Raw genomic sequence first — 12,804 nt, forward strand, 5'->3', positions numbered from 1 at the left:
GGCCGCGGTTTAACCCCATGTTTACGATTTTCCTACAACTTTGCCTGACGTACGGCACCACTTCGGGACTTGGCCATGGCCGCCAGGCGCACCGCGACGTTGGCCGCGCCGTAACCGGCGTAACCGTTCTTGCGTTGGATGATCTCAAAGAAGAACCGCCCTTCGAACGGCTCGGTGTAGACGTGAAACAGCTCGCCACCCTGAGCATCGCGGTCGTAGAGCACGTTGAAGTAAGCCAGTTCACTGAGGAACTCGTCGTCGAAATCAAAACGCGCGGCGAGGTCATCGTAGTAGTTGAGCGGGATATCCAGCAGTGGCACACCCGCCTCTTTGGCCCGGCTGACTTCGGCAAAGATGTCGTCGCAATCGAAGGCGATGTGATGGACGCCAGAGCCGCGATAACTCGACAGCGCGTGTGAGATCGCGGTGTTGCGGTTCTCGGAAATGTTCAGCGGCAAGCGGATCGAACTGTCACGACTGCGCAATGCCCGGCTCTTCACCAGACCGTATGGATCGGGCAGCACCACTTCGTCATCGGCTTCGAAATCCAGCAGGCTTTTATAGAACAGCACCCAACTGTCGAGGCTGTCCGCCGGCAACGCCATGGCCATGTGGTCGATGCGCTTGAGGCCGCCGCTGGTGGTGGCGGCCGGTTGCAAATTGAAATCGGTGCCGTAGACATCGGCGTCCTGATCTACCAGATAAATCAGACTGCCGTCCGGCGCTCGCACAGCGGCGAGTTCCAGTTCGTTGGGGCCGACTAACCCGCGATAAGGCTGGCCCTTGTAGGCCACGGCACGCGCCAGGGCACTGGTGCTGTCCTTGACCCGCACGGCGGTGGCGCACAGCGAAGGGCCATGGGCCTCGAAAAAGCTGTGGGCGAAGGAGTACGGTTCGGAGTTGAGGATCAGGTTGATATCGCCCTGGCGCATCAGGCTGACACTCTTGGAGCGATGTTGCCCGGCCTTGACGAAACCCAATCGCTCGAGCCAGTGCGAAAGCTTGGCGCCGAGGCTTTCATCCACCGCGAACTCGAGAAACTCAATGCCGTTGTACTCGCTGGCCTTAGGGGTTTCAAAGAGGATGTCGACATTGGCGACAGGCCTGGTTTCCTGCGCCAGGCGCTGGCGAGTTTTCTCTTCCAGATACAGCAACGAGCGCAAACCGTCAGCGGCGTTGGCTCGTGGCGGCGCGGCGCGGAAGCCGTCGTTGAAGATTTCCAGTGACAACGGCCCGGTGTAGCCGCTCTTGATAATCGGAGCGAGGAACCCCGCCAGATCGAATTCCCCCTGACCGGGGAAGCAGCGGAAATGTCGACTCCACTCCAGCACATCCATGGCCAGGATCGGCGCATCGGCCATTTGCACGAAGAAGATTTTGTCGCCGGGAATCTCGGCGATAGCGCTTGGGTCGCCCTTGAGCGACAGCGTGTGGAAGCTGTCCAGCAACACGCCGAGGCTCGGGTGATCGGCTTGGCGGACGATGTTCCACACCTGTTGATAAGTGTTGACGTGACGGCCCCAGGCCAACGCTTCGTAACCGATTCGCAAGCTACGGGCGCCGGCCCGTTCGGCCAGCAGGCGCAAGTCATCGATCAGGATTTGCTCATCACCGATCGAGTCGGCCGCAGCGTTGCTGCACACCAGCACCAAATCGGTGCCCAGTTCCTGCATCAAATCGAACTTGCGCTCGGCCCGTTCCAGGTTGCGCGGCAGACGATCGCGGCGGCAGCCTTCGAAATCGCGGAAGGGTTGAAACAGCGTGATGGCGATTCCGAGATCGGCGCACATCTGTTTAATTTCGCGGGGACTGCCGTCGTAGTAAAGCAGGTCATTTTCGAAAATCTCCACCCCGTCAAACCCGGCGGCGGCGATGGCTTCAAGTTTTTCCGGCAGGGTACCGCTCAAGGAAACAGTGGCAATGGAACGCTGCATGGGTCGACTCCCGGTGGTGGGCGTTCCCTCTGTAGGCGCTGTCGAGTGAAACGAGGCTGCGATCTTTTGATGTTGGTTCTTAAGATCAAAAGATCGCAGCCTCGTTTCACTCGACAGCGCCTACGGGGATTGCGTTTTTCTTGGGGTAAATTATTGGCTTCAAGATCCCGCACAGCAATTCAAAGTGTACTAGCCAGTTAGTTTTATGTGCGATTATCGAACACAATGGCCCTTGGCGAATTGACGATTTTTTGTCCGCTGCCCAACATCCACTGCACATTGAGTCCCGGCATAAACCCCTCGGCTCGGTTACCCAAGATCCAGAACACCACATAAAAATAATCGGTGGCCTACATGACTCCTTCTCAAAGCTCTCCCATGGAGCGTCCCTCCATGACTCCTGCCAGCGGTGGCATCGCCGACAAGATCCGCGGCGCCATGGCGGTTGGCAAAACCCGCTGGGGCATGCTGGCGCTGGTGTTTTTCGCCACCACCCTGAATTACATCGACCGCGCCGCACTGGGCGTCATGCAGCCGATCCTGGCCAAGGAAATGAGCTGGACGGCGATGGACTACGCCAACATCAACTTCTGGTTCCAGGTCGGCTACGCCATCGGCTTCGTGCTGCAAGGCCGGTTGATCGACCGGGTCGGCGTCAAGCGTGTGTTCTTCTGCGCGGTGCTGCTCTGGAGCCTGGCTACCGGCGCCCATGGCCTGGCCACGTCGGCCGCAGGCTTCATGGTCTGTAGGTTTATTCTCGGTTTGACCGAAGCTGCGAACTACCCGGCGTGTGTGAAAACCACCCGGTTGTGGTTCCCGGCCGGCGAGCGTGCTGTGGCCACCGGCATTTTCAACGCCGGGACCAACGTCGGCGCGATGTTCACGCCAATGCTGTTGCCGCTGATCCTCCATGCGTGGGGCTGGCAGGCGGCCTTCCTGTGCATGTCGGCACTGGGCGGGATCTGGTTGGTGTTCTGGGGTTTGAAGTACTTCAATCCGGAAGATCATCCGAGCGTCAAACAGTCGGAACTGGACTACATCCAGGAGGAAGTCGAACCGGAACAATCCCGCGTGCCGTTCTCGAAAATCCTGCGCATGCGTGGCACCTGGGCCTTCGCCCTCGCCTACTCAATGACCGCGCCAGTGTTCTGGTTCTACCTTTACTGGCTGCCACCGTTCCTCAATCAGCAATACAACCTGGGCATCAACGTGACCCAGATGGGCATCCCGCTGATCATCATCTACCTGACGGCGGACTTCGGCAGTGTCGGCGGCGGGATTCTGTCCTCGTTCCTGATCGGCCGCGGGATCAACCCGATCAAGGCGCGACTGATGTCGATGTTCCTGTTCGCCTGCTGCATCATCGGCGTGATCATGGCCGCAGGGTCCAGCAACCTGTGGGTCGCGGTGTTCGCCATCTCCCTGGCGATCGGTGCGCACCAGGCGTGGACTGCAAACATCTGGAGCCTGGTGATGGACTACACGCCTAAACACATGATGAGCACAGTGTTTGGTTTTGGCGGGATGTGTGCGGCCATCGGCGGGATGTTCATGACGCAGTTGGTCGGGCACATTCTGACGGTGACCAATAACAACTACACCGTGCTGTTCACCATGATCCCGGCGATGTACTTCATTGCGCTGATCTGGATGTACTTCATGGCACCGCGCAAGATTCCTACCCTCACTGACTGAAACGCCCTACCCCGGCGGGCCTGACTCCAGGCCTGCCTCTATTGACGGCTCTGCTGCCACGCGGCCGCCAACCCGCTGCAACAAATCACCGCGATCCCGACCACTGTGGTCAGGGTCGGCGTGTGGGAAAACAGCAGCCAACCGAGCAGACCGGCAAACACAATCTGACAATAACCAAACGGCGCCAGCAACGCCGGGGCGGCGTAACGAAATGCCTGAGTCAGAAACAAGTGCGCCGTCATCCCGCAACTCCCCAGCGCCAGCATCAACACCCCATGACCAAAGCTCGGCACCTGCCAGAAGAACGGCACCAACGCGCTCATCACCAGGGTGTTGCACAGACCGGCGAAGAAGTTGCTGGTGGTCGGGCTGTCAATCTGGCTGAGCTTGCGGGTGAGCAATTGATAGAAGCAGAAAAACATCGCCGAGCAGAACGGCAGCAACACCGCCGGGGTGAACAGCTCGCCACCGGGGTGGACGATGATCAGCACGCCAACAAAGCCGCAAATCACCGCGATCCATTGGCCACGGGTGACGTGTTCCTTCAGTAGCGGCACTGACAACGCGGTCACCAGCACCGGCGCAAGAAAGTTGACCGCCGTGGCTTCGGCCAAGGGGATGTACAACAAACCGGTGGTGAAAAACAGACTGGTGCCCAGTAGGCACAATGCCCGCGCCAACTGCAGCAATGGTCGCTTGGTGCGTAGGACACGCAACCCGGATTGCGGCAGAAAAATCCCAGCCATCAACAAGGTGTGTACCAGGTAGCGGGCCCACACCACCATGACGATCGGGTAGAAACCGGAGAGGTATTTCGATATTGCGTCATGGCTGGAGAACAGGAATGTCGCGGCGACGATCAGCAAAATCCCTTTGAAGGGTTTGTTTACACCGGAGAGTGGGGTGCTGATGGTCATGGAAATCCTTTGGAATTTTAATTCCACCAATTTAGAACCTGGTTCCGAATTCTTACACAGGCGAACGAAAAAAGTGTGCGAACAACGCCCAGCCTTCCGTCCCAGGCACAAATAGCCGGCGACTGACGGAATTTGCCGGGCAATTCACGCTCAATACAACGCTGACGATTTCTCGGTCACGTCGAAATATGGACGACCGGACTGGCGCCACGCCTACCCAGCAGCAACACTCATCACCACGCGTCTTCACCCAGTAAAGAAAGAGGAATCCCACATGCTATGGAAAAAAGGCCGACGCAGCGACAACGTAGTCGATGCCCGGGGTGATGATGTCGGCGGTGGCGGCGGCGGGATGCGTTTCGGTGGCGGCAAGGGCCTGAGCCTCACGGCGATCCTGTTGATCGTCGGGATCGGCTGGATCACCGGCCAGGATCCGATGCAAATCCTTGGGCAACTGACCGGGCAAATGACCGAGCAATCTGCACCGGCCACAACGCAAACCCGCAAGGCGCCACCGGCCAATGATGAAGGCGCCGAATTCGTGCGCTCGATCCTCGGCGATACCGAAGACACCTGGGGCCAGATTTTCCAGCAGGCCGGCAAGCAATACCGCAACCCGACCCTGGTGCTGTTCAGCAATCGCGTGAACTCGGCGTGCGGCCTCGCCACCTCGGCGACCGGACCGTTTTACTGCCCGGCCGACCAGAAGGTTTACCTGGACATGGCGTTCTTCCAGGAAATGTCGCAACGCTTTTCCGCAGCGGGCGACTTCGCCCAGGCCTACGTGATCGCTCACGAAGTCGGACACCATGTTCAGACGTTGCTCGGCGTTTCCGCGAAAATTCAGACCGCTCGCCAGCAAGGCCGGCAGATGGAAGGCGATGGTGGTTTACTGGTGCGTCAGGAACTTCAAGCCGATTGCCTTGCCGGAGTCTGGGCCAACAACGCGCAGAAGCGTTTGAACTGGCTGGAACCCGGTGACATCGAGGAAGCCTTGAACGCCGCCAACGCCATTGGCGACGATCGCTTGCAGCAGCAAGGCCAGGGCCGGGTCGTGCCGGACTCCTTCACCCATGGAACGTCAGCGCAAAGGGTGCGCTGGTTTAAAACCGGTTTTGCCCAGGGCCAGGTCGGCCAGTGCGATACCTTTGCGGCGAAAAATCTGTAAATGCATAGATGGCTGTTGGTTCTGTTGATCGCCTGCGCAACTGCCCAGGCTGACGAGCACGGGGTGAAAGAGATCAGCCCCGGGCGCCTGCTGTTGAATGAAGGTGAGATGGCGGTGGGCCTCGGCCCGGCGCCGGCCAAAATCGAACGGGTGCTGATCGTCATCCATGGTCGATTGCGTAACGCCGAAACCTACCGTCGCAGCGCCGAGCAAGCCGCCGAACAGGCTGGGCAGAGTGCGAACACCTTGGTGATCGCCCCGCAGTTCCTCAATGAAACCGACGTGGTGCGCCAGCCCGTGGCGGACACGGTGTTGCGCTGGAAGGGCAATGACTGGATGGCCGGTGGTTTATCCACCGCGCCGTTTGCGCTGAGTTCCTTCGCGGCCCTCGACCAGATCATCGAGCGACTCGCCGACCGCCGACAATTTCCGGACGTGAAGCAAATCGTCATTGCCGGTCACTCCGGTGGCGGCCAGGTGGTTCAGCGCTACGCACTGCTGGCGCACGATCAACCGGCGCTCACGGCCGCCGGGGTGAAAATCCGTTATGTGGTGGCCAACCCGTCCTCCTACGCCTACTTCAATGAACAGCGGCCGGTGGCTTTCGATCACGCGCGGTGCTCCGGTTTTAACCGCTGGAAATATGGTCTGACGGACATGCCCATCTATGCCGGTGGGCAAACGGCCTCGCAGATTGAAGGCAATTACATCAAGCGCGACGTGACGTATCTGCTGGGCCAGCAGGACACTGACCCGCAGCATCCGGCGCTCGACAAGGGCTGCGAAGCCGAGGCCCAAGGGGCTTATCGCCTGGTTCGTGGGCATAACTATTTTGATTATTTGCTGCGTCGTAACCCGCGCGGGGTGAATCAGCGTTTGGTCGAAGTGCCTGGGGTCGGGCATAACGGGGATGGGATGTTTACATCGCCGGAAGGGCAGAAGGTTTTGTTTCAATAAAAGCAAAAAGATCGCAGCCTTCGGCAGCGCCTACAGTGGGATCTTGTACACCTGTAGGCGCTGCCGATGGCTGCGATCTTTTGATCTTAAAGAATCAAGCCAACAACATCTGCCGCAACTCAACACAATCCGCCGCATGCCAATCCGCCAACTCCGGCCACGGATTCTCCGGCAAATTCACCAGCACCGTCCGCGCCCCCGCCGCTCGACCGCAATCCAGATCAAAGCGGTAATCACCGACCATCACCAACTCGCTCGCCGGCACGTTCCAGGCCTCAGCCAATTTCAGCAAACCACCGGGATGCGGCTTGGGCGGCGCTTCGTCACGGCCCAAAACATCTTCCACCGCGAAGCAGTCAGCCAGGCCGATCGCCTCCAGCGTCACATGCGCCAGTTCCCGCGCATTGCGGGTGAGGATGCCGAGGCGATAACCGCGCCCGGCCAGTTCACGCACCAGTTCCACCGCGCCCGGTGCCGGCTTCGAGCCCAACGCCAGGTCTCGCTCATGCTCCAGCAACCACGCATGTTTGGCCGCCGCTTCATCGGCTGGCAATGCAGCGAGGTGGGTCAGGATGTCGTCTTCGGCCGGGATCGCCAGCGCCACGCGGATCGCCGCGAAGTCATGCACCGCCACCGTCAGGGTGCCGTCCATGTCGAACACCCAGTGCCGCACCTCGGCCAGGCTCATGCCCAATCCTTGCGATGGCGAATCAGGCCTTCCTGGGTGACCGACGCCACCAGTTGCCCGGCGCGGTTGAACACGCTGCCACGGGAGAACCCGCGCGAGTTGCCAGCCCATGGGCTGTCCATCGCGTAGAGCAACCAATCATCGGCGCGCAGGTCCGAATGGAACCACAACGCGTGGTCGAGGCTGGCGACCTGCATGTCTTTCTGCCACACCGATTTACCGTGGGGCAGCAGCGAAGTGGTCAGCAACCCGAAATCCGAGGCGTAGGCCAGCAGGTATTTGTGCAGCGCTGGCGAATCGGCCAAGGCACCGTCGGCCCGAAACCACACGTACTTGATCGGGTCAGTCGCTTGCGGGTTATAGGGATCTGTCTCGGTCACCGGGCGGAATTCGATCGGTTTCGGGCAGAGCAATTTCTCGCGCATGTGTTCCGGAATCAAATGTGCGCGTTGCTGGGCGAGTTCCAGTTCCGAAGGCAGGTTTTCCGGGCCGACCACTTGCGGCATTTCGGTCTGGTGCTGGAAGCCTTCTTCGTCGTACTGGAAGGAGGCGCTGCAGGTGAAAATCGGATTGCCTTTCTGGATCGCCGTCACCCGGCGGGTGCTGAAACTGCCGCCATCGCGCACCCGATCCACCTGATACACCACCGGCAACTTGGCGTCACCCGGACGCAGGAAATAGCCGTGCATCGAATGCACATGCCGCGTCTCTTCAACGGTCTGACTGGCCGCCGACAGGGACTGGCCGAGCACCTGGCCGCCGAACAACTGACGGAAACCCAGGTCCTGGCTGCGACCGCGAAACAGGTTTTCTTCAATCGGTTCCAGGGTCAGCAGGTCTACCAGATCTTCCAACACTTGGCTCATTCAGGCTCTCCTCACACAAAGCAATGCCGCGCAGTCGTGGCTGCGGCGGTCGATTCAGTTAATGGCCCAAGCCAACATGGGGGCCATTGTAAACGTCCGTGCCTGCTTATCCATGCAAGGTTTGCAGCCATTGTTCACGGGTGATGCGGTACAGCACATGGTGACGCAGCGGATGATCGGCCGCGAGCTTCGGGTGGTCAAAGTCGTCGGCTGAATCATGGTGCATGCCGATCGCCTGCATGACTTTCTCCGACGGCAGATTGGTTTGCGTGGTGAAGGCCACGACCTCTTTCAAAGCCAACCGGTCAAAGCCGCAGCGCAGAGCGGTCCACGCCGCTTCACTGGCATAACCCAGGCCCCAGTGTTCGCGGGCCAGGCGCCAGCCGATCTCGGTGGCCGGGACGAAAGGCGCGTCGAAGTTGACCACCGCCAACCCGGTAAAACCGATGAATTGGCCGGTGTCCTTGCGCTCCAGCGCCCAGAAGCCGAAACCGTGCTCGGCAAAATGCCCGCGAATCCGCCCGATCAGCGAAGCACATTCCAGTCGGCTCAACGCTGCCGGGAAATAACGCATCACTTGTGGATCGGCACACATCGCCGCAAATTCCGGCAAATCCTCATCGCTCCACTGCCGCAATAGCAGCCGCGCGCTTTCGAGTTCCAGTATCGGCTCCATCGTGCCCCTCCGTTTCCATCCTTTGAGTCTACATCGCTGGTAGGATCGTTCACTCATTCCTACCCGTCGTCGTTGATAATTCTGACAATGCCCCTGCCGCTGATCTACCACGAAGACTACAGCCCCGAGTTCCCGGCGGATCACCGCTTTCCCATGGACAAATTCCGCCTGCTGCGCGATCACCTGGTGGACAGTGGCCTGGTCCGGGACGCCGATCTGCTGCGCCCGGAACTCTGCCCGTCGGAGATTCTCGCCCTCGCACATGACCCTGCGTATATCGAACGTTATATGAGTGGCGAGTTGTCCCGCGAAGACCAGCGGCGCCTCGGCTTGCCATGGAACGAAGCCCTGGCCCGGCGCACGGTGCGGGCAGTCGGCGGCTCGTTACTGGCGGCCGAGCAAGCCTTGGAACATGGGCTGGCCTGTCACTTGGCGGGTGGCACCCATCACGCCCACTACGACTACCCCGCCGGGTTCTGCATTTTCAATGACCTGGCGGTGATCAGCCATTACCTGTTGGAAAGCGGTCGTGTGAATCGGGTGTTGATCTTCGATTGCGATGTGCATCAAGGCGACGGGACTGCACGGATTCTGCACAACACCCCGGACGCGGTGACTGTTTCCCTGCATTGCGAAAAGAATTTTCCTGCACGCAAGGCCGAAAGCGACTGGGACATTCCGCTGCCCAAGGGCATGGGCGATGCCGATTATTTGAAGGTGGTGGACGACGCGCTCAACTATTTGCTGCCGCTCTACCAACCGGACCTGGTGCTGTATGACGCCGGGGTCGATGTGCATAAGGATGACGCGTTGGGTTACCTGAAGCTGACAGACGAAGGCGTCGCCGCACGCGATGAAAGCGTGATGCGTCATTGCCTGGGCCGCGACATTCCGGTGGTCGGGGTAATCGGCGGCGGCTACAGCAAGGACCGCCAGGCCCTGGCCCGCCGTCACGGCATCCTCCATCACAGCGCGCAACGGGTCTGGCAGTCATCAGGTTGTCATTGATCTGTGAATCTTTACCCACAATGCCTGTGGAACTGCCTGTGGATAACCTGAGTGAAAGGGCCTACAGGCCCTATCCCCCATAGCTTACAAAGGACTGGTTGTTTTTTGACCAGCCTTTACCAGCACTCCCCCGTTGATAGGTGCTGATAGAATGCGCGGCTTATTCCGCCACGCCGCAGCTCTCGCCATGACCCCATCCGCCCCAGCCCTCCCCCCTCGCGTCGCCATCATCGGTGGTGGCCCCGCAGGCCTGATGGCCGCCGAAGTGTTGAGCCAGTCTGGGATCAAAGTCGATCTGTATGACGGCATGCCTTCGGTGGGGCGAAAATTCCTGCTGGCCGGCGTCGGCGGCATGAACATCACCCACTCCGAAGCCTACCCGGCCTTCCTCTCGCGCTACGCCGAACGGGCGCCACAGATGGCACCGCTGCTGCGGTCATTCGGTGCCGATGCGTTGTGCCAGTGGATTCATGAGCTGGGCATCGAAACCTTTGTCGGCAGCTCCGGCCGGGTTTTTCCTACAGACATGAAAGCCGCGCCCCTACTCCGCGCCTGGCTCAAACGCTTGCGCGACGCCGGGGTAGTTATCCACACCCGCCATCGCTGGCTCGGTTGGGATGAACACGGTGATTTGCGGATCAATAGTCCCGAAGGCGAAATCACCGTTAAACCCGACGCCACCCTGCTCGCCCTCGGCGGCGGCAGTTGGTCGCGACTGGGTTCGGACGGCGCCTGGATGTTGCCGCTGGAACAACGCGGTGTAGGACTGGCGCCTTTGCAGCCGAGTAATTGCGGCTTCGAGGTGCAGGCATGGAGCGAATTGATGGTCAGCAAATTCGCCGGTGCACCGCTGAAAAATATCGCAATCGGGTTGAATGATGACGTCCCGCGCCTCGGCGAGTGTGTGATTACCGCCACGGGGATTGAAGGCAGTTTGATCTACGCGTTGTCGGCGCCGATCCGCGAGGCCATCAACCTGCACGGCTCGGCGACTATTCATATCGACCTCTTGCCGGGCCGGCCTGTGGATAAAGTGCAGGCGGCGCTGAACAAACCGCGCGGTTCGCGCTCCATGTCCAAACACCTGCACAGCCAGCTCGGGATCGATGGCGTTAAAGCCGCATTGCTGCGCGAACTGGCAGGCGCCGAGTGTTTTGCCGAGCCGGCATTGCTGGCCAAAGCGATCAAGGCATTGCCGCTGACGCTGGTAAAAACCCGGCCACTGGACGAAGCCATCAGCAGTGCCGGCGGTGTGAAGTTCGAGTCGATGGATGAGCGCTTGATGCTCAAGCAACTGCCTGGGGTGTTTTGCGCGGGGGAAATGCTGGATTGGGAAGCGCCGACGGGAGGCTATTTGCTGACGGGGTGTTTCGCCAGTGGGCGGGCGGCGGGGTTGGGAATGGTGGAGTGGTTACGGCGAGGCGTTTGATGACTGATCGTTCCCACGCTCCGCGTGGGAATGCAGCCCGGGACGCTCCGCGTCCCACCAACCGCGGACGCAGAGCGTCCATTGAGGCATTCCCACGCAGAGCGTGGGAACGATCAACATCACTATAGGATCAAGGCTTTTTCTTACGCGGCCCAGTGTTAAACACCGGCACTTTTCTTACAGGCTTGATCGAAGGTTCCACCGCCGAAGCATCCCCGCTCTCAACCCACTTGCCCAGGTTGCGCTTGCCGCCACCGGAGGTCTTTGGCTTCTTCGGTTTTTTCGGCTTCTTGACGACCTGGCCAGTGGAATCGGTATCCGGCACTCGATGCTCAGGCTCGAAATCCTGCTCGGTCTGGCGGGTCAGTGTCTGACGGGTCAACGTCTCGATGGCTGACAGCGGATTCACTTCATCAGCGCACACCAGGGAAATCGCCTCACCGGTGGCACCCGCACGACCGGTACGCCCGATGCGGTGGATGTAGTCCTCGGCCACGATCGGCAGGTCGAAGTTGACCACCAGCGGCAGATCTTCGATATCCAGACCACGGGCAGCGACGTCAGTGGCGACCAGAATCTGCACTTCACTGGCCTTGAAACGATCCAGCGCCCGCTGACGGGTCGCCTGGGGTTTGTCGCCGTGGATGCCGTCGGCGTTAATGCCCAGGCCCTGGAGTTTTTCCACCAGCGCGTCCACGCCATTGCGGGTCTTGGCGAACACCAGCACTTGTTTCCACTTGCCCTTGCGCAGCAAATGAATGAACAGTTCCGGCTTGCGCTTCTTGTCCACCACCACAACCCATTGCTTGACGGTGTTGGCGGCGACGTTGCGCGGGCTGACTTCGATGCTCAGCGGGTCGTTGAGCATTTGCCCGGCCAGCAAGCGGATCGCGTCGGAGAAAGTCGCGGAGAACAACAGCGTCTGACGTTGCTTCGGCAACACGCGGTAAATGTTGCCCAGCTCTTCGGAGAAGCCCAGATCGAGCATGCGATCGGCTTCGTCGAGGATCAGGGTTTGCAGCTGATTGAACTTGAGGGCTTTCTGACGATACAGGTCGAGCAAACGACCCGGGGTCGCCACCAGCACGTCGACGCCTTTGCGCAGCTTCATCATCTGCGGGTTGATGCTGACGCCGCCGTACACCGCGTACGTGCTCAACGGCAGGTTCTCGGCGTACTGACGCACGGCTTCGTGAACCTGTTCGGCCAGTTCGCGGGTCGGCACCAGAATCAGCGCGCGTACCGAGTTGGACGCGACTTTCGGCCCTTCCATGGCCAGCAACTGCAGCAGTGGCAGCGCGAAACCGGCAGTCTTGCCGGTGCCGGTCTGGGCCGCAGCCATCAGGTCACGACCGGCCAGCACCGCCGGAATGGCTTGCGCCTGAACCGGCGTAGGAGTCTGGTAGCCGAGCGTCTCGAGAGAGCGCAGCAAGGGTTCGATCAGGCCAAGGGAGGCGAAAGTCATG

The 12,804-nt window shown here is 60.1% G+C and carries 11 protein-coding genes; 5 read left to right on the top strand and 6 right to left on the bottom strand.

All coding sequences use genetic code 11. From position 1 onward, the window contains the following. Nucleotides 1-32 precede the first annotated feature (32 nt). On the bottom strand, nucleotides 33-1,934 hold the full coding sequence (gene quiC, locus ACA071_RS27420; RefSeq protein ID WP_497641931.1) for a 3-dehydroshikimate dehydratase QuiC: 1,902 nt from the start codon (nucleotides 1,932-1,934) through the stop codon (nucleotides 33-35). A 378-nt stretch (nucleotides 1,935-2,312) separates the two neighbouring features. Between quiC and ACA071_RS27425 the strand changes: the two genes are divergently transcribed. Then, entirely contained in the window at nucleotides 2,313-3,629 is a 1,317-nt protein-coding gene (locus ACA071_RS27425; protein ID WP_497641932.1) for an MFS transporter, read from the top strand. 38 nt (nucleotides 3,630-3,667) lie between these two features. Here the strand turns inward: ACA071_RS27425 and ACA071_RS27430 are convergent, their stop codons facing one another. Beyond that, nucleotides 3,668-4,546, bottom strand: coding sequence for a DMT family transporter (locus ACA071_RS27430; protein ID WP_497641933.1), 879 nt, complete (start codon nucleotides 4,544-4,546; stop codon nucleotides 3,668-3,670). Between the two features lie 274 nt (nucleotides 4,547-4,820). Here ACA071_RS27430 and ypfJ point away from each other — a divergent pair, with 274 nt between their 5' ends. Then, a complete protein-coding gene (gene ypfJ / locus ACA071_RS27435; RefSeq protein ID WP_497641934.1) occupies nucleotides 4,821-5,714 on the top strand; it encodes a KPN_02809 family neutral zinc metallopeptidase in 894 nt (297 codons plus the stop codon). Then, nucleotides 5,715-6,671 carry an alpha/beta fold hydrolase gene (locus ACA071_RS27440; protein WP_497641935.1) on the top strand — a complete coding sequence of 319 codons (957 nt, stop codon included), beginning with the start codon at nucleotides 5,715-5,717 and terminating at the stop codon, nucleotides 6,669-6,671. 94 nt (nucleotides 6,672-6,765) lie between these two features. Here the strand turns inward: ACA071_RS27440 and ACA071_RS27445 are convergent, their stop codons facing one another. The 3 genes from ACA071_RS27445 to ACA071_RS27455 all read right to left on the bottom strand — a co-directional run bounded on the left by ACA071_RS27445 (nucleotide 6,766) and on the right by ACA071_RS27455 (nucleotide 8,901). Beyond that, nucleotides 6,766-7,359, bottom strand: coding sequence for an HAD family hydrolase (locus tag ACA071_RS27445; protein ID WP_169372955.1), 594 nt, complete (start codon nucleotides 7,357-7,359; stop codon nucleotides 6,766-6,768). After that, on the bottom strand, nucleotides 7,356-8,225 hold the full coding sequence (tesB, locus tag ACA071_RS27450) for an acyl-CoA thioesterase II (RefSeq protein ID WP_497641936.1): 870 nt from the start codon (nucleotides 8,223-8,225) through the stop codon (nucleotides 7,356-7,358). Before tesB ends, ACA071_RS27445 begins: the two co-directional genes overlap by 4 nt. Nucleotides 8,226-8,331: 106 nt before the next feature. Continuing rightward, on the bottom strand, nucleotides 8,332-8,901 hold the full coding sequence (locus tag ACA071_RS27455; RefSeq protein ID WP_123404763.1) for a GNAT family N-acetyltransferase: 570 nt from the start codon (nucleotides 8,899-8,901) through the stop codon (nucleotides 8,332-8,334). Between the two features lie 87 nt (nucleotides 8,902-8,988). On the opposite strand from ACA071_RS27455, the gene ACA071_RS27460 reads away from it, so the two are divergent. Together ACA071_RS27460 and ACA071_RS27465 are read left to right on the top strand one after the other, a co-directional pair. Further along, a complete protein-coding gene (locus tag ACA071_RS27460; RefSeq protein ID WP_497641937.1) occupies nucleotides 8,989-9,909 on the top strand; it encodes a histone deacetylase family protein in 921 nt (306 codons plus the stop codon). Nucleotides 9,910-10,096: 187 nt separating this feature from the next. Further along, on the top strand, nucleotides 10,097-11,338 hold the full coding sequence (locus tag ACA071_RS27465) for a TIGR03862 family flavoprotein (RefSeq protein WP_497641938.1): 1,242 nt from the start codon (nucleotides 10,097-10,099) through the stop codon (nucleotides 11,336-11,338). 130 nt (nucleotides 11,339-11,468) lie between these two features. On the opposite strand, the gene rhlE1 is transcribed toward ACA071_RS27465, so the two are convergent. Beyond that, entirely contained in the window at nucleotides 11,469-12,803 is a 1,335-nt protein-coding gene (gene rhlE1, locus ACA071_RS27470) for an RNA helicase RhlE1 (RefSeq protein ID WP_497641939.1), read from the bottom strand. Nucleotide 12,804: the final 1 nt, after the last annotated feature.

The organism is Pseudomonas sp. LBUM1646 (assembly GCF_059716165.1).

What these genes read in the sequence shown, in the direction of transcription:
- quiC (WP_497641931.1), bottom strand. Translation starts at nt 1,934, where the DNA reads ATGCAGCGTTCCATTGCCACTGTTTCCTTGAGCGGTACCCTGCCGGAA.
- ACA071_RS27425 (WP_497641932.1), top strand. Translation starts at nt 2,313, where the DNA reads ATGGAGCGTCCCTCCATGACTCCTGCCAGCGGTGGCATCGCCGACAAG.
- ACA071_RS27430 (WP_497641933.1), bottom strand. Translation starts at nt 4,546, where the DNA reads ATGACCATCAGCACCCCACTCTCCGGTGTAAACAAACCCTTCAAAGGG.
- ypfJ (WP_497641934.1), top strand. Translation starts at nt 4,821, where the DNA reads ATGCTATGGAAAAAAGGCCGACGCAGCGACAACGTAGTCGATGCCCGG.
- ACA071_RS27440 (WP_497641935.1), top strand. Translation starts at nt 5,715, where the DNA reads ATGCATAGATGGCTGTTGGTTCTGTTGATCGCCTGCGCAACTGCCCAG.
- ACA071_RS27445 (WP_169372955.1), bottom strand. Translation starts at nt 7,359, where the DNA reads ATGAGCCTGGCCGAGGTGCGGCACTGGGTGTTCGACATGGACGGCACC.
- tesB (WP_497641936.1), bottom strand. Translation starts at nt 8,225, where the DNA reads ATGAGCCAAGTGTTGGAAGATCTGGTAGACCTGCTGACCCTGGAACCG.
- ACA071_RS27455 (WP_123404763.1), bottom strand. Translation starts at nt 8,901, where the DNA reads ATGGAGCCGATACTGGAACTCGAAAGCGCGCGGCTGCTATTGCGGCAG.
- ACA071_RS27460 (WP_497641937.1), top strand. Translation starts at nt 8,989, where the DNA reads ATGCCCCTGCCGCTGATCTACCACGAAGACTACAGCCCCGAGTTCCCG.
- ACA071_RS27465 (WP_497641938.1), top strand. Translation starts at nt 10,097, where the DNA reads ATGACCCCATCCGCCCCAGCCCTCCCCCCTCGCGTCGCCATCATCGGT.
- rhlE1 (WP_497641939.1), bottom strand. Translation starts at nt 12,803, where the DNA reads ATGACTTTCGCCTCCCTTGGCCTGATCGAACCCTTGCTGCGCTCTCTC.